This window comes from Brachybacterium sp. FME24 (assembly GCF_014897705.1).
Lineage (GTDB): Bacteria > Actinomycetota > Actinomycetes > Actinomycetales > Dermabacteraceae > Brachybacterium.
On sequence record NZ_JABUXV010000024.1, the window covers coordinates 1 to 16,180 of the forward strand.

11 protein-coding genes are annotated in these 16,180 nt (G+C 69.0%); 5 read left to right on the plus strand and 6 right to left on the minus strand.

Annotated elements, in window-relative coordinates; translation table 11 throughout:
* Nucleotides 1–11: 11 nt before the first annotated feature.
* Nucleotides 12–1,919, minus strand: a complete 1,908-nt coding sequence (locus INT51_RS19790) for a hypothetical protein (protein WP_193107137.1) — start codon at nt 1,917–1,919, stop codon at nt 12–14.
* A gap of 164 nt (nt 1,920–2,083) precedes the next feature.
* Between INT51_RS19790 and INT51_RS19795 the strand changes: the two genes are divergently transcribed.
* Nucleotides 2,084–2,788, plus strand: coding sequence for a DUF4194 domain-containing protein (locus tag INT51_RS19795; RefSeq protein WP_193107138.1), 705 nt, complete (start codon nt 2,084–2,086; stop codon nt 2,786–2,788).
* A gap of 93 nt (nt 2,789–2,881) precedes the next feature.
* Here the strand turns inward: INT51_RS19795 and INT51_RS19800 are convergent, their stop codons facing one another.
* Entirely contained in the window at nt 2,882–4,735 is a 1,854-nt protein-coding gene (locus INT51_RS19800) for a CDP-glycerol glycerophosphotransferase family protein (RefSeq protein WP_193107139.1), read from the minus strand.
* Nucleotides 4,736–5,077: 342 nt separating this feature from the next.
* Between INT51_RS19800 and INT51_RS19805 the strand changes: the two genes are divergently transcribed.
* From INT51_RS19805 to INT51_RS19815, 3 genes are all read left to right on the plus strand, one after another.
* Nucleotides 5,078–7,072 carry a glycosyltransferase family 2 protein gene (locus INT51_RS19805; RefSeq protein ID WP_193107140.1) on the plus strand — a complete coding sequence of 665 codons (1,995 nt, stop codon included), beginning with the start codon at nt 5,078–5,080 and terminating at the stop codon, nt 7,070–7,072.
* Nucleotides 7,073–7,294: 222 nt separating this feature from the next.
* Nucleotides 7,295–8,242: an ABC transporter permease gene (locus tag INT51_RS19810; RefSeq protein ID WP_226985977.1), complete on the plus strand. Its 948-nt coding sequence runs from the start codon at nt 7,295–7,297 to the stop codon at nt 8,240–8,242.
* A complete protein-coding gene (locus INT51_RS19815; RefSeq protein ID WP_193107141.1) occupies nt 8,235–9,098 on the plus strand; it encodes an ABC transporter ATP-binding protein in 864 nt (287 codons plus the stop codon). Before INT51_RS19810 ends, INT51_RS19815 begins: the two co-directional genes overlap by 8 nt.
* 83 nt (nt 9,099–9,181) lie before the next feature.
* On the opposite strand, the gene INT51_RS19820 is transcribed toward INT51_RS19815, so the two are convergent.
* The 4 genes from INT51_RS19820 to INT51_RS19835 all read right to left on the minus strand — a co-directional run bounded on the left by INT51_RS19820 (nt 9,182) and on the right by INT51_RS19835 (nt 13,798).
* Nucleotides 9,182–9,889 carry an SDR family NAD(P)-dependent oxidoreductase gene (locus INT51_RS19820; RefSeq protein ID WP_193107142.1) on the minus strand — a complete coding sequence of 236 codons (708 nt, stop codon included), beginning with the start codon at nt 9,887–9,889 and terminating at the stop codon, nt 9,182–9,184.
* Nucleotides 9,882–10,568, minus strand: a complete 687-nt coding sequence (locus tag INT51_RS19825) for a 2-C-methyl-D-erythritol 4-phosphate cytidylyltransferase (RefSeq protein WP_193107143.1) — start codon at nt 10,566–10,568, stop codon at nt 9,882–9,884. The genes INT51_RS19820 and INT51_RS19825 overlap by 8 nt, the downstream gene beginning before the upstream one ends.
* A gap of 225 nt (nt 10,569–10,793) precedes the next feature.
* The gene (locus INT51_RS19830; RefSeq protein ID WP_193107144.1) at nt 10,794–12,044 is read right to left on the minus strand and encodes a CDP-glycerol glycerophosphotransferase family protein; all 1,251 of its coding nucleotides are present in this window, start codon (nt 12,042–12,044) and stop codon (nt 10,794–10,796) included.
* Nucleotides 12,045–12,046: 2 nt separating this feature from the next.
* Nucleotides 12,047–13,798, minus strand: a complete 1,752-nt coding sequence (locus tag INT51_RS19835) for a glycosyltransferase (protein ID WP_193107145.1) — start codon at nt 13,796–13,798, stop codon at nt 12,047–12,049.
* A gap of 482 nt (nt 13,799–14,280) precedes the next feature.
* Between INT51_RS19835 and INT51_RS19840 the strand changes: the two genes are divergently transcribed.
* A complete protein-coding gene (locus INT51_RS19840) occupies nt 14,281–16,170 on the plus strand; it encodes an SIP domain-containing protein (protein ID WP_193107146.1) in 1,890 nt (629 codons plus the stop codon).
* Nucleotides 16,171–16,180: the final 10 nt, after the last annotated feature.

A 16,180-nucleotide genomic window follows, 5' to 3' on the forward strand; every position in this document is an offset into this window, starting at 1 on the left:
GTTCTCCCGGTTCAGGTCATCGGCAGGTCGCGCCTGGGGGCGACCCTGCTCGTTGGCGGCCTGCTGCGGCGTGCCGCCCTCGGCCAGGCGCGGGTCGGATGCTCCTGCACCTGCCCTGCACCTGCACCTGCACCTGCACCTGCACCTGCACCTGCACCTGCACCTGCACCTGCACCTGCACCTGCTCCGGCGGCTGCACCGGCCGATGTGGGCTGGGTGCCACCGCCGTGGGCCTGTCCGAGATCGTTCTCCCGGTTCAGGTCATCGGCAGGTCGCGCCTGGGGGCGACCCTGCTCGTTGCCGGCCGGGGAGACCTCGTCCTCAGCGCGTGAGGCCCGACGACCGCGCGGGTTCTCCGCCTCGTCCAGAGGGTCCTGGGCGTTCGGCCCGGCCGGGCCGCGATCTGCAGGGTCCGAGGCGTGGCGCTCGGCTCCCACGGGGCCCTGGGGATTCGGCTGCTCGCCGAATCGTGCGGCCTCCGCGTCCCTGTCGCGACCGGCCTCGGGACGTGACGCCGCGGCGCCTCCGGCAACTGCACCACCGGCTACGGCGCCACCTGCAACGGCGCCGCCAGCAGCGGTTCCGGTGCCGACGTCACCCGGGCGGTGCTCGGTGTTCGAGGCACCGTGCACGGGATCGCGCCCGGCGCCGGCACCGGCATCGGCCTCCGTACCGGGTCGTGCAGATGCGGCGTCGGACTGCGCGGTGCGCTGGGCCGGGCGGCCGGTGTCCTGCACTCGGGCGTCGTGGTCGCCGCGGTTCTCGCCGCGATCATCGGCGCGCGAGACGCGCTCCTCGATCGTGCTGTCCTCGAGAGGCTGGCCTTCGGTCTGACCCCCGACCTTGTCGTTGCCGGGGGCAGCGCCGGCGTCGCGGGAGTCGCTCCGGCCGGCCTGGTCGGCACCCTGCTCGGTGCGAGCGGCGTGTGCTCCATGGCTCTCGGTGGCGTGGCCATTCTGAGCGGGAGTGTCCTGGGGGCGGCCGCCCGGGGAACGGCCAGCCTCCAGATCCTCACGGGCCCGCCGATCGTCCGGGCGCGGGTCGCCGTCGTGAGCATCGGTGCGGTCACGATCACGATCATCGCCGCGGTCGTGCGCAGAGGCGGCGGCAGCACCTGCGCCGACGCCCGCTGCTCCGGCGACACCCGCAGCAGCGGCCGTGGTCCCGCCTCGGTGTGCGTCAGAGTCGTTGCGGTCGTTGCGGTCGTTGCGGTCGTGACCGGCATCGTCCAGGCCACGACCGTCGGCTGCGGCGCCCTCACGGGGTGCCTCGGCCGTGCGATCTCGGGGGGCCTGCGCGGTCGGATCCTGGGCTGCAGCGGTGTCCCGGCGTGCGGGCTCGTCGCGGCGGGCATCGGTCACCGGCTCCTGGGTGGAGCTTGCGGTCCCGTCGCGGTCGGAGGCCGCACCAGCGGCTGCTCCTCCAGCGGTGCCGGCGGCAGCGCCACCGGCCGCACCGGCGCCCGCGCCGTGCCCCGTGTCGGACTTGGCGGCGGCTTTGTCGCGCGGAGTGTCGGGATCCGGAGCGTCAGGGTCGAGGCGATCGGCCTCGGCGAGACGCTCATCCACAGCGCTGCGATCCTGTTCGACGGCGGAACGCTGCTTGTCCGCATCGGCCCGACGACGCTCGGCGGCGATCTGCTCCTGCTCCGCAGCCTTGGCCTTCTTCTCGGCGTCGAGCCGAGCACGATCGGCCTCGAGCTCGCTCTCCTTGGCCTTCAGATCGCGTTCCTGAACTGCCTCTTCCTCCTGCTTCGCCTGTTCACGCAGCTCGGCGGCGCGCCGACGATCCTCTTCCTGCTGCTTCGCCTTGCGGCGCTTGGACGCCAGCGTGCCCAGCACGATCAGAACGATCAGGACGATCAGGACCAGCACGATGATCCCGATGAGTGCGGGTAGTGAGATGGGGAGGTCGTTCATCGTCGGCTCCTTGCGGTCGGCTGCTCCGCCCGATCGAGCGGAGTAAATCCTGCTCTCAGAGCCGATTCCACCAGATATCGGGGTCCGATGGACAGAGTTCACAGGGATCGGGCATGCACGGAACGTTCGGTTCGCGTCAGCGGACGCCGGTAAGGTATGTCCCCGTGACCAGCTCAGCGCTCCGTACCGCAGCCGATGACGCCCGGGATTCCGACGGCGGCGACACGCCGCCGATCCCCGGCGCCGCGCTCGTCGACGACTCCCGGCGGGTGCTCGTCCACCTGATGCAGGGCCCGTTCCTCGATGGTCGACGCGACCCCGCGCGGTACGCCCAGCTGCTGCGCGACCGGGCCTCGCTCGAGGCGCGGCTCGCGGACCTCTTCCTCGAGCTGGTGGTCGACGACGATGCGCAGGTCGCCTTCGTGCGCCAGAGCGAATCCGATCCCGACGCTCCGAAGCTGCTGCGCCGACTGACCGGATTGAACCGCCTGGACTCGGTGTTGTTGCTGGTCCTGCGGCAAATGTTGCTCACCCAATCTTCCCGCGGGCAGCGCACCGTGGTCTCCGAGGCGGAAGTGCAGCAGGCGCTCGCCGCCTATCGCCGCACCACCTCGACCGACGAGGCAGGCTTCGCCAAAGAGGTCCGCGCTTCGATCGCGAAGGTCCAACGCGCAGGACTGCTCGACGAGCAGGGCGACGACTACGAGGTCTCCCCGGTCTTGCGCCTCATGATCGGGCCCGACGCCGCACGCGAGTTCATCGCGCTGTATCGGGAAGCCGGCGTCGGCGGTCTCGAGGACCCGAGCGACAGTGGTGACAGCGGCGACGAGGGCTCTGTGACGGACGGCGGCGACGCGAGCGCCGAGTAGGTCCCGGGCACTGTTCGACCGACTGGTCGACCTCCCGCCTCGCGGGCGGCGGCGACGGGCAGCTGACTGCCTCCGCAGAGGCGGCTCGTGGCCTCACTCGTCCTTGTCGTCCTCGGAACCGTCGTCGGGGTCCACCCCGCGCCCCGGCCGGCTGTCGCTGCCATGGGCCTCGGAGCCACCTTCTTCGCCTTCGGCGGGGGCAGTCATCGCCGGAGCGGTCTTCCCGGCATGCAGGACGACATCGCGTGCAGCCCCCACGAAGGCCTCCGCGTAGTTCTCCGGGGCGAAGGGACCGAGGTAGTACTCACGGGTTGCTCTGCGCTGCTCGGACTTGGTGTCGTGCAGCAGCAGCTCGTCGAGGGCCTGGTCGAGGTTGGACAGGTCCTTGGTGATGACGTAGGAGGAGCGGGCGAGCGGGAACGCCCGCTCGAACTCGTCGACCGTAGCGGTCATGGTGACCAGGCCGTAGGGCTTGCCCGAGTGCAGGAAGTCCGGCACCACCGACGAGACGTCGGAGATCATCGCGTCGGCCGCGTTGAAGCATCCGAAAGCATCCAGCTCCTTCTCCGCCGGGGGGCCGTACAGATGTGCGCGGCCGCTCGCATCCTGGTCGGCACGCAATATCTCGTGGATCTCGACGATGCGCTGCCGGGCTTCCGGATTGCGATAGCTGTATGGATGGGGGCGGAAGACGACCGTCCGCTCTCGGGCGACCAGCTCACGGATGATCGCCGGGCCCACCGGCAGGGAGCCGTAGTTCGTGTCGGCGTAATGACCCTCCCACGTCGGCGCGTAGAGCACCGTGCGCACCGGGATGTTCTCGGGGCGCTGCTGCTCGACCGCCTCCACCTGCGGGCGGCCCACGATCGTGAACTTGTCCTTGGGGATGTCCACGCCGTTGTCCTCGTAGCGGTCGATCCCGGCCTGGCCTGCCACGAAGACCTTGTCGTAGAGCGCGGTGACAGGATTGAAGCTGGAGGCCTTGTCGCTGTCGCCGTGCAGCAACTGCACGTGGGTCAGGTGCGGGTATCGCACCAGGTGCACGTTCGGGGCGGAGTTGTTCACGTAGAAGGCAGCGGTCATGGTCGGCGTGACCACATCGTCGAGCTGCCAGATGTTCGTGCGCACGACCACGGGGGCGTCGGTCAGGGAGGTGATCTCGCGGAAGGCCGAGGTGCGGCGCAGGACGACGATGAACTTCTCGCCGGTGCGCTCGAGGAACTCGATCCACATGCCCACCTGGTAGGAGGATCCCGCCGGGACCCCGTAGTACAGGATGAACGTCGGGTCGTACGCCTCGACCGCCGCATACAGGTTGTTGTCGGAGTCGACCGACTCACGGATGCGCTGGAACGAGTCCAGCGCGGAGGCGCCGGCCACGACGAGCGCGATGAGCGGCAGCACGAGCAGGGGCCCTGCCGGGACGCCGAGCAGCAGGAGGATGCCCGCGAAGGCCGTCACGGCCAGGTCGAGGAAAAGGACGACGTTCACGGGGAGCTTCGGCCCGCGGGTGTCGGAGATCCCGGGCAGGTTCTCGACCCGCAGTTTGCGACCCGGGGCGACCCGGGTGACGACGGGCTCGGCGAGCGGGACCAGTGCGAACAGGATGACCGCCACCCACCCCGCAGGCCCTGTGCCTCCGGTGCCCCAGGCGATCGCGAGGGGCAGCAGACCCAGCAGGAGCCGAATCCCGTGCTCGCCGGTGAGCGCCGTACGCGTCACGTGCTTGCGCAGGCGCCGGAATCCACGGCGGAGGAGGACGAAGAACGGGTAGACGGCAGGGAGGGCGGCGAGGGCCGGGTGGACTCCGATCGCCATCAGCGCCAGTGGTGCCATCGCGAACACCGTCTGCGTCAGGCGCCTCCGAAGGCTGCTGACGCGGCTCCAGGGAACTGACAACCTGCGAGCGGGCAGCGCAGTGCTGCCTGCGGTTTCGTTCTGGGTCATCGCCACGGGACTCCTCATGGGGACGGAATGATCAGGAGGGGACAGGCGCGCAGTTCGGCGAGTGCTCATGGAAACGTCGGGACCGCGGCCGACCGAGCGAAAGGCCGGCCCGGCATGCCAGGAATTCGGCGCGAGTACACCATACGTGCGACCGCTGTTCATCCCGTGGACATCTGTGGATGTTCGGAGCTACTCTGGCGATTCATCGGTGCCGGCGGGGGACCCGAGAGAACGTCGACGTCCCTGTCGCCGTGTCGATGACGCTGATGCGAGAGCGAAGCTCGCGAGACTTCTGACCTGCAATGCTGCGGAGCGATTCTCTTCATGGCCGATGGCGCCGACATGATTGACACCCCTGAGGCAACCCCTCTCATCTCGATGATCATCCCGGTCTACAACTCCCGGACGTACCTCGCCGAGTCCCTCGACTCGTTGCTCGAGCAGGGCCTGTCCGAGTCCGAGCTGGAGGTCGTCATGGTCGACGACGGCTCGGACGACGGCTCCGAGATGATCGTGGACGAGTACGCGCAGAGGTACCCGAACTTCCGCGCGATCCACCAGGCGCAGTCCGGCGGCCCGGCCTCGCCGTGCAACGAAGGGATCTGGGCTTCGCGAGGTCGCTACTTCTTCCTCCTGGGCTCGGACGATGTGATGACGCCCAACGCCCTGCGCGAACTCGTCGACGTCGCAGAGCGAGAGGGCTCCGATGTGGTCATCCCGAAGCTCGGGAGCCTCGGCGGGCGTCGCACCCCGGGCAGCGTCTACAAGAAGACCGTGTACGACGCAGATCTCGTGGAGCACAAGATCTTCAACACCCTTAGCGCGGTCAAGCTCTTCCGCAGAGAGCTCGTGGAGCGCACCGGTGCGTACCACCCGCCCCATCTCCGCGTCGGATCGGACCAGCCTTTCGTCGCGGCCCTCTACCTCGCCGCGAGCAGGTTCAGCATCTGCGCCGATCGCGAATTCGTCCTGATCCGGCGGCGCACGGACGGCTCCAACATCACCCGCACGTTCCGCTCGCCCGTGGAGTACGCCGACCTCGCGAGCGCGGTCCTGTCCGCGATCGTCACCGGGACCGAGCCCGGTGCCCTGCGAGATGGGATCGTTCGACGCACCTTCCGACGGGAGCTCCCCCCGATCCTCGGGGCAGCGTTCCTCGACCTGCCCGAGGACGAGCAGCGTCGCGTCGCCGATCGGGTCCGGGAGATGCTCGCACCGGTCTACCACGACGTCACCGCCCCGTATATCGAGCCGCTCACGCGGACCAAGGTCGATCTCGCGATCGCCGGGGACCTGGAGAGCCTGCAGGAGGTCATCGCCTGGCAGTCGCGCGGTGAGACGCGAGCCGTCCATGACGGAGCACGCTTCAGGTATCCGATCCCGCCGGAACTTGCCGCGAGGATCGGTGAGCACCGCATTCACCCGCCCGTGGTGCGGGGAGAGGTGACCCTGACCGGGGTCTCGTGCCGCGGACGCGTCGTCGAGCTCCGCGCAACCGTCCTCGCCGAAGACTGCAGGACGCCTGCGCCGGTCACGCTCCTGCGCCTGCGCCACCGCGGGACGGACGAGGCGGTCGATATCCCGACCCAGGTCGAGCGTCCCGTGGACGCGCCGTCCGGCAGCGGGAACGCGGTGCGGGCAGCGGTCGATCTGCGCGAGTTCACCTCGGGCGTCTGGGACGCGTACATGGTCCAGCGCTTCGGGGACGACGAGATCCTGACCCGGTTCGGCGCGAAGCGGTCCGAGCAGGTGGACGCCGAGTCGATCTATCTCTTCCCGGACGGGGGTGACGCACCTCCGCTGGGCAAGCTGTACTTCACGCGCGGGCCCGAGAACCTCTCGATCGACCTCGGCTTCACCCATACGCAGAACGACCTGCCGGAGGCATCGGTACGCGGCGTCATCGACCACAGCGGTGCCTCCGAACTGGCCATCCTCGCGGTGACCAGTCGCGGATCCGTGACGTATCACGTGCCGGCCGACGGCGGGGCGACGTCGCGCAGTACCCGCGCCGCGCATTCCACCCTGAGTGGTGGCCTGGTCTGCGTCGTACTGCCCTCGGATCTCCCGCACAGTGGCCCAGCGCGCCGTCTGATCCTCCAGGACGGCGATGCCACGCGGAGCATTCCGCTGCCGCCGTCCGCCGAACCCGGCATCGCGCCCGCGGGGCCCGCGGGGTCGCAGACCTGGCGAGAGGGCGAACGGACCGGAGACATCCTCCGTCAGGCCGTGGACGACCTCCGTGTCGTCGGCCGCAGATCGGCGCGACGGGTGCGGCAGGAGGCGACGTCCCTGCCTCAGCGCGTACGCGGGGTGCTCGGACCGCAGCGGCGGTGACGACGCCGCTGAGGTCCGACAGGTCTCCTCCGGCTGAAGTGGCCCCGCGGAACATGCCCCGAGGGGCATCGGTCACGGCAACTGCGTCCTATCGGCCGGTCGTCGTAGAGTGGCACGTCGCGCGGGTGCGGTGGAGACCACTGCGGCGCGTTCGCGTCACTATCATGAACAGACCCCGGGGCCTGTGAGATCGAATTGCCTCGGCGAGATGGGAGCAGTGTCTTGACCGTTGGCGAGGCAGGGAGCGCCGCGGCACCCGAGGTGCCCGCGCCGCTGGAGCGCGTTTTCGACCAGGCGTCGGTGGACCGCGCTGCCCGGGAGAACGGACTCGATCAGGTCGGTGTCCGTCCGCGCCTGGTGCCGTACCTCAAGGACCTCTGGACGCGTCGAGCGTTCATCAAGGTGCTCGCCATCTCGAAGGCGTACGCGGAGAACCAGAACACCTATCTGGGTCAGCTGTGGGCGCTGTTCTCCCCGATCCTCAATGCCACGGTCTACGTGATCATCTTCGGCTTCATCCTGAAGGTCGGCCGCGAAGGCATCGAGAACACGATCGCGTTCATCGTGGTCGGGGTGTTCATGTTCCGGTTCTTCGAACGATCCGTCATGGCCGGCGCGCACTCCGTCAACAAGAACATGAACCTGGTGCGGTCGGTGCAGTTCCCCCGCGCCGTGCTCCCCATCGCGGGAGTCCTCGCCGAGCTCACCGTCCTGGGGCCGGCACTGGTCGTCATGTGCGTGATCTCGTACTTCTCGGGCTTCCTGCCCATCGCCGGCACGGTGACGATCGACGCGTACTGGCTGCTGCTGTTCCCCGCGGTCGGGCTGATGTGGATCTTCTCGACCGGCTGCGCCTTCCTCGTGGCGCGCTGGGTCGCGATCACCCCCGACCTGGACAATCTGCTGCCGCACATCATGCGGGTGCTCATGTACAGCTCCGGCGTGATCTTCTCCATCGACCGGTACCTGGGGCAGTTCAGCTGGGGCTGGATCGTCGAGTACCAGCCCGTCGCCGTGTACCTCTATCTCGTGCGTTCTGCGCTGCTGAACGAGCCCGCGTATCCGCCGGACGGCACGATGTGGCTGCTCGGAGTCGGGTGGGCGGCAGTGTTCGCCCTCGTCGGATTCGTGGTGTTCTGGCGCGGAGAGGAGCGATACGGTCGTGACTGATATCGAAGAAGTCGACTTCGAGGTCGACCCTGAGGACCTCGACAACTCCCCGGTGGTGAGGGTTCCCTCGGACGAGCTCTCGCTGCTGGTGAACGATCTGCACGTGTCCTACCGCGTCTTCGGCGCGAAGAAGGTCGGGCACGGCCCCGGGCGCAAGCAGGGCCCGCTCGCCAAGCTGCTGCGCCGAGGAGGCCGTGCACCGGCGATCCGTGAGGTCAAGGCGATCCGGGGCATCTCGTTCGCGGCCCGGCACGGAGAGGCCATCGGCATCATCGGGGTGAACGGCTCCGGGAAATCGACCCTGCTGCGCGCCATCGCCGGGCTCATCCCGCCAGCATCCGGAACGGTCCACGTGGCCAGCAACCCGGCCCTGCTCGGCGTGAACGCGGTCCTCATGAAGGACCTGTCCGGGGAACGCAACATCATGATCGGCGCCCTCGCCCTCGGCCTCACCCCCAAGCAGGTCCAGGAGCGCTACCAGGAGATCGTGGACTTCGCCGAGATCGGCGATTTCGTCAATCTGCCGATGAAGTCCTACTCCTCCGGGATGGGGGGACGCCTGCGCTTCGCCATCTCCGCGTCGGCGGTGCCGGACATCCTGATGATCGATGAGGCCCTCGCCACCGGTGACGCCGGATTCCGCGCCAAGAGCAAGGCCCGGATGGACGAGATCCGGCAGGCGGCGGGGACAGTGTTCCTGGTCAGCCACTCCCTGGCGACCATCCAGAGCATGTGCACCCGAGTGCTCTGGGTGCACGACGGCCAGCTCGTCATGGACGGCGAGCCGAAAGAGGTCTGCGCGCGGTACAAGACGTTCGTGCAGGAGAAGAAGAAGCGCGCGAAGACCCTGCACTGAGCGGACGTCCTCCGTCGTGCCGAACGGGGCCCGTGCACCACTGGTGCACGGGCCCCGTTCGCGACGTTCACGTCAGCGTCGGATCATTGCCGCACGACGATGTTCTCCGAATCGATGAATCGACCCACCGGTGAGGAGATCGTGTTGATGACCTGGGCGACATGCTCAGGCTGCATGATCGTGCTGGGATCCTCGTCCGGGGCGAGAGTCTTGCGCAGCGCGGTGGCCGTACGACCGGGGGAGAGGCACACGACCCGGGTCCCGTAGATCGACAGCTCCTCGCGCATCGCCTGGCTCATGTTGATCACGGCGGCCTTCGAGGCCGAGTACGCGAGCCACCCGGAGCGGCCGTTGATACCGGCGGTGGAGGCGATGTTGACGATGAGATCGAAACGATTGCCACGGTTCAGCAACGTCTTGACGACCGTGAACGGACCGTACAGGTTCACGTTCATCGTCTTCTCGAAGTCGGCCATCTTGATCTGCTGGAGCGGTACAGGATTCGTGTACCCGGCATTGTTGACCAGGATGTCGATGTTGCCGACCTCGTCGTAGGCGTGCTTGACCGCCTTCTTCAGGGCGCCGCGGTCGCCCACGTCGACCTTCACGGGGATGACCCTGCGCCCGATGGGAAGCTCCGCTTCGAGCTCCGCGACCGCGGCGTCGAAGTCCTCCGAATCGCGCGCGAACATCACCACCGTGGTGATCTGGTCGTTGTTGAGGATGAAACGCCGTGTGGTCTCGAGGCCGATGCCTCGCGATGCTCCGGTGACGAGCGCTGTCTTACTCATCGTCGTCCTCCTCGGGTCGCAGGAGGAACCCTGCCATCTTCAGATCAGTGCTGGTGGTGACCTTGAAATTCCGGTCCGAGCCGTCGATGAAGTGGACCGGGAATCCACTGTCGGCGACGAGTGTGGCGTCCTCGGTGAACTCGACCTGCTGCTCACGAGCGCTGGAGTGCGCATCCTGGAGGTCGGACTTCGCGAATTTCTGCGGCAGCTGGACGTTGCGCAGTCGCGAGCGGTCCAGGGAGCCCGTGACCGCGGAGGTCTCCGGGTCGACCGGTGCCACGGTGAAGGCGATCTCGGACATGAGCGAGACGTTGCGGAACTCGGAGTCGATCAGCCGTTGGAAGTCCTGTCCCCGCACCAGGGGGCGCGCGGACTCATGGATGATGACGTCGTCATTGGTGCAGTGCGGGACCATCGCCGCGACCGAGGAATGGCGCGAATGGCCGGCCTCGACGAGCGTGACCGGGGTCGAGATCGCGTAGGCCTCGAGGACCTCCTCGATCTGTTCGCGCCACTCCGGCGGGTAGTTGACCACGATCTGGGAGATCTGATCGACCCGATCGGCCGTGACGAGGGCATACACCAGGATCGGTATCCCTCGCAGTTTGAGGAGCTGTTTCGGCTGGTTCGCACCCGTGCGACTGCCTATCCCGCCATTGAGGAGGATGAGTGAGTACATAGGTTGTTCCTTCATGCGGGTCGGCGGCGCTGCTCCCGAGTTGACGTAGCACGAGGTCAGACGACCGCATCCGTCGAGTTCACCGGGTCGTAACCTCCACGACCCGCTGCGTTCACTGTACAAGCTCGAGCCGCCGTTGCCGGGCGGCACGCGGGGGTGTGGCGGGTGCGGCGATCGGTTCGTCGGCGGCTCGGTCGGCACGGCCCCGTATCGGAGCCGAGCAGGTCAGCTCCGGTCGTGGGGCGTGGTCCGCTCGTTCTCCTGGATCTGACTCCACAGCTCGTCCCGCCGTGCGGCCAGACGGCGGCAGGCGTCCAGGAACCGCGCCAGGGAGGCGCCGGGGGTGGTGTCCCCGAGGTAGTACTCGGTCAGCTCGATCCTCTCCTCGCGCAGCGTGTCGTGCTCGATCAGGTCCACCGCGAGCTCGCCGGCCCGGTCCGCCTCCGATTCCGACAGGCGGGGCACCACGTCCAGCAGCTCGGTCGCCGCATCCCGTGCCTGTGGGTCCGTCGACCTCGTCACGATCAGCGGGCGCATGGTGGGCAGCCAGTCGTTGGCCACGGCGGAGACATCGCACAGCACCAGATCGGCCTCGGCGAAGTCCTGCTGCAGAGTCCGATCGACACTGACCAGACCACCAGCGGCGGTGAGCTGCACGCGCACCGCGCTGTCGGCCTCTCCGTACTCGGGCACCCGCACGCCGGTGAGGGGATGGGGGCGATAGATGACTTCCAGGCCCGCCGCGAGCAAGGACCGGACCATCTGCTGGCCGTGGGTGCGCAGCGAGCTGTACCCGGCAGAGGCCTGACCGCCCTCCCAGGTCGGCGCGTACAGCACGACTCGGCGCTCGTGGGGAGGGGAGGCGAGGGGCAGGCGCTCGGTGTCGAGGGATGGTCGGCCCACCGGGATGCACCGGGCGGCCGCGTCGAACAACGAGGTGTACCGCTCGAGCCGGTCGATCGCTGCCTGTCCGGCCACGAACGAGTAGTCGTAGGCCTTGACCTGGTTCGAGACGGAGACCGTCTTGTCGGAATCGCCGTGCAGGAGGGAGACGTGGATCGCGGAGCGGGAGCGCAGCGCAGCGGTGTTGAGCGGGTTGAAGTTGATGTACAGCACCAGCTTCGTGCCGCTGCGCAGGATGATCGCGTCGAGGGTGGCGTCCAGGGCGATGGTGACAACCGGCAGCGCGGTCTCTTCGCGGATGGTCGCGGCGGCGCGGGAATCCATGCACACGATGGTCACGCCCTGGGCCCGGTGCAGTTCGCGCAGCGGTCCGTACCAGCTGCGCAGCTGGTAGAGGCTGTCGGAGGTGTCGGGGAAGTACACGACCACCTCGCCCTCCAGGGCTGCGTCCCGCAGGGCGCCGTCGTCCCCGAGGCCATCGGGCATGCCGCCCGGCAGCAGGCGGTAGCGGCGCAGCAGCTTGCCGCCGAGGCTGCGCACCCTGCGCTTGAGGGCGTTCCCGCGTGCCGGCATGCTCACCTCCTCCTGGTCTGATCCGTCTGAACTGTCTGATCGGGCTGCTCGGGCTCGGGGCCCGCGCCGAACAGTACGGCCCATGACGTGGTGGTGGTGTGCCGAGGCAGAGCGCGACGGTACTGGCGGCGCAGGAGGGGCCAGCGCAGGGCCAGGCCCGAGTGGGATCTCAGCGTCCGCACGAGGGCGTGACGGGCGTCCGAGCCGCGCACGAGGAAGGTCGAGACCGGCACCCCGTCGTCGTCGGTGATGACCACGGCGTCGGCGCCCAGGGTGGCGCGCCAGTGCACGGCGTCGGACGCAAGGGCGAGCACCACGCGCGGAGGTCGGTCGGGAAGCACCATCCGTGCCAGCGAGCGGGCGAGGGCCCGAGGCAGAGGCGGCGGGCGGGAGCGGGTCGGGGTCAGGTCCTCATCGCTCCCGTGCTCGAGCAGCCAGGCGGCCACCACGCGGGAACCGTCGCTCCGGGCGCGCTGCAGATCGCTGCCCAACCAGGCGTCGGGCCCGGCTCGGAAGGCGTCGATGCCCTCCTCCCAGAGCTCGGCCGTCAGGAGGTGACCGGAGAGGATGTGCTTGCACTGATGGACCAGGGAGGAGCCGATCACTCCGCGTCCGGCCCCGTAGGCGGCGGCGATCGCGAAACGGTTGCGATGGAGGATCCTGGCGGTCCACGTCATCTGGGTGCGGTAGGCGTTCCACGGCGGATGGTGGACGGCGGTGCCCGGCAGCACGACGTGGACGTACCCGCGAGCCGTGGCGCGCAGACCGTACTCGGCGTCGTCCCACTTCAGGAACAGGGGCACGGGCAGCCCCAGCTCGGCCGCCGTGCCGGGCGGGAACAAGGTGCCCCACCAGCCGGTGTAGTTCGCCTCGCCTCGCAGGGCCAGGAAGGACCAGTCCGCCGGGGTGGTCCCGGCGAGGTCCTTCCCGGCCCCTCCGTGCAGATGGTCGGCCGATGTCCACTGGAAGACCGCAGCCCGCACCGTCTCGGTATGGGCGATGAGGCGGGTCGGCTGCTTCGCGGAGAACAGCGGGGTGCCCAGGATCGTGGGGTGGGTGGTCAGTGCCTGATAGGTGAGCATCCGTCGCAGCGACTCCTCGCTGATGACGGCGTCGTCGTCGGAGAACAGCACGGCGGAGCCGGGATCCTGTGAGGCCTCGAGCATTCCCCGGGCGTATCCCCCCGAGCCACCCAGATTCTCCTGGACCACGAGACGGATCGCGTCCGTCGAGGCGCGCAGAAGGGTGAATCCGGGATGGGTGGCCAGGGTCCCGCCCTGATCGACCACCACCACGGCGTCGACGATGCTCATCGAGGTGAATCGACGGACCTGCTCGGTCGCGTCCCTCTCCCGCTTGTACGTGGGCACCACCACCGTCACCGGCGGCAGCTCGACATCCGCCTCGACGCTCCAGGTCACGGAGCGGATGTCCCCGTCGAGCCAGAGCCAGTCATGCTCCAGCTCGGTTCGGGTGAGGCGTCGTCCACCGTGGGTGACGGGGCCCAGGTAGTCCGTTCGGCCGTCACGAGAGCCCCGCAGGATCGGGCGCCGGCCCTCGACCTCCACGGTCACCTCGCGTCCCCCCAGGACGCTGCGCCAGGAGGCGGCGGGGAAGGCCTGGTCCCAGAGGGTGGTGGACGGCTCGACGGCGGTCCTCTGCAGAATCAGCGTGGCTGCTCCCTCCGGCGAGCCTGCGGAATGGTCGACGCGGCGCGCATCCGGTCGGCGCACGTCGCTCCGGGCTCCCTTCATCGATACTCCTCGGACTCCTCGGTGACGTCGGGCAGGTCCGGCACCCGGTCACCGTGCATCGCTGAGCGGGGAGGAGATCGAGCGCGGGGGCCGATCACTGCCGTGGTCCGGCGGTGGCACCCTGTTAGCTCACGGACTATAGCAACGTGAACGACAGGTGAACCCGGATTGGCCGGGGCGTGGCGCGCTGCCGTGGCGTCCCGTGGAGCTGGCGCGGGCAATGACGGCGCGCCGAACGGCCCGGGGTGTGATGACGTGCGGTGATCGTGGGACGTGATCCTGGTCGCTCGGGAGCCTCCGTCGCGCCTGTGGCGTGCACCCCTGGGTGCGCCAGACGGACATAGACCGCCGGGCAATTGCGTCCCACCAGGCTTGCAGAATAAGGTCAGGCGTACCTCACCACCGGGAATCGGTGGTGGAGCGGTTCCTGAACTGGCCGCCGACCCGAATCCCGATCGCTGCGAGTGGAAGGTGGCCCGGTCATGGCTGTGATCCACGCGCAGAACCTCCACCTCGCCTACGACCGGCGCGAGATCGTCCACGACCTCACCCTGACCCTCCCCGAAGGGCAGATCACGGTCATCGTCGGTGCCAACGGCTGCGGGAAGTCCACCGTCCTGCGGGGGCTCTCACGCCTGATGACCCCCCGTCGAGGCTCCGTGGTCCTGGACGGCAAGGACATCCACACCCTGCGCGGCAAGGACCTCGCGCGCCGGCTCGGCCTGCTCCCGCAGTCCCCCCTGGCTCCCGACGGCGTCACCGTGCGCGAACTCATCGCCCGAGGTCGCTTCCCCCACCAGGGGCTGCTCGCCCAGTGGGGCGAGGAGGACGAGCGCGCCGTCCAGGAGGCACTCGCCGCGACCCGCACCGACGAGCTGCAGGACCGCCCGGTCGCGGAGCTCTCCGGGGGGCAGCGCCAGCGGGTCTGGATCGCGATGGCGCTGGCCCAGCAGACCGAGGTGCTGCTGCTGGACGAGCCCACCACCTTCCTCGATCTGACCCATCAGCTCGACGTGCTCGACGTGGTCCGTGACCTCAACCGGGAACGCGGAACCACCGTCGGCATCGTCCTGCACGACCTGAACCTCGCGGCCCGCTACGCCGATCACCTGGTCGCCGTGAAGGACGGCCGCATCCACGCCGAGGGCCCACCGGCCGACGTCATCACGCAGCAGATGGTCCATGACGTCTTCGCCCTCGAGTCCCGCATCGTCCCCGACGTCGTCACCGGCACCCCGATGGTGCTGCCGCGCGGCCGCGAGGTCGCCCCCGACAACACCCCCGACGCCACCCCGGAGGAGTACGCCTTGTCCACTCTCACCGCCGCCCCGGCAGCACCGACCGCCGAGCTGGTGCCCGCCCTCGAGCACAGCGCCATGCTCGCCTTCGAACCCACCGTGATCGCGAAGCAGCAGCTCGGGCAGTCCCTGGTCCGATTCACCTTCTCCAGTGCGGACCTGGCCCACTTCGGCACCAACTCCCACCCGCTGGACCTGCGCATCAAGATGATCATCCCCGGCCCCGAGGCGAGCGCCGACCACTTCGCCTCCGTGCGTCCGGGCGCGGTGCTGGACCCCGCGACCCACGCCGAGTGGTACCGCACCTGGTTGCAGATCGACCCCCGTGACCGCGGATGGCTGCGCACCTACACCGTGCGGGACCTCCGCGCCGCCGGCCACCCCGGCAACCTGGGTGCTGATCCCGAGATCGACGTGGATTTCGTCCTCCACCTCGACCCCGAGCAGACCCCCGGCAGCGGCGTGGCCGCCCGATGGGCCGACGCCGCGCAGGTCGGAGACACCCTCTGCCTGCTCGGCCCGAACAAGCACCTGGTCGGTCCCGACTACGGCGGCATCGAGTTCCGCCCCGGCACCGCCCGCACCGTGCTCCTGGTCGGGGACGAGACCGCCGTCCCGGCGATCGGGTCGATCCTCGAGTCGCTTCCCGCCTCGATCAGCGGGCACGCTCTGATCGAGGTGCCCGACGCCTCCGATCAGCAGCGGATCCTCACGCGCTCCGGGGTGCAGGTGCGCTGGCTCCCGCGCGGCGACCGCCCCCACGGCGAGCTGCTCGGTGTCGAGGTGGAGCGACTGATGAGCGAGAACGCCCAGGCGTTCCGACCCGCCGACGGGACCGGCGACCAGGCCGGCGGCGTCACGGACGTCATGGATGTCACGGACCTCGAGGATATTGACGTCGACCAGAACATCCTGTGGGAGACCACCACCGGGCACGGGGCGTTCTACGCGTGGCTGGCCGGAGAGGCCGGCGTGATCAAGTCCCTGCGCCGCCACCTGGTCACCGAGCTCGGCCTGGATCGGCGGCAGGTCTCCTTCATGGGGTACTGGCGTCAGGGGCGCCCCGAGCACTGAGCACATCGGG

Bases quoted from the DNA above. Each gene is read 5' to 3' on its own strand.
- INT51_RS19805 (WP_193107140.1), top strand. From the start codon at position 5,078: ATGATTGACACCCCTGAGGCAACCCCTCTCATCTCGATGATCATCCCG.
- INT51_RS19830 (WP_193107144.1), bottom strand. From the start codon at position 12,044: ATGCCGGCACGCGGGAACGCCCTCAAGCGCAGGGTGCGCAGCCTCGGC.
- INT51_RS19840 (WP_193107146.1), top strand. From the start codon at position 14,281: ATGGCTGTGATCCACGCGCAGAACCTCCACCTCGCCTACGACCGGCGC.
- INT51_RS19825 (WP_193107143.1), bottom strand. From the start codon at position 10,568: ATGTACTCACTCATCCTCCTCAATGGCGGGATAGGCAGTCGCACGGGT.
- INT51_RS19835 (WP_193107145.1), bottom strand. From the start codon at position 13,798: ATGAAGGGAGCCCGGAGCGACGTGCGCCGACCGGATGCGCGCCGCGTC.
- INT51_RS19820 (WP_193107142.1), bottom strand. From the start codon at position 9,889: ATGAGTAAGACAGCGCTCGTCACCGGAGCATCGCGAGGCATCGGCCTC.
- INT51_RS19800 (WP_193107139.1), bottom strand. From the start codon at position 4,735: ATGACCCAGAACGAAACCGCAGGCAGCACTGCGCTGCCCGCTCGCAGG.
- INT51_RS19790 (WP_193107137.1), bottom strand. From the start codon at position 1,919: ATGAACGACCTCCCCATCTCACTACCCGCACTCATCGGGATCATCGTG.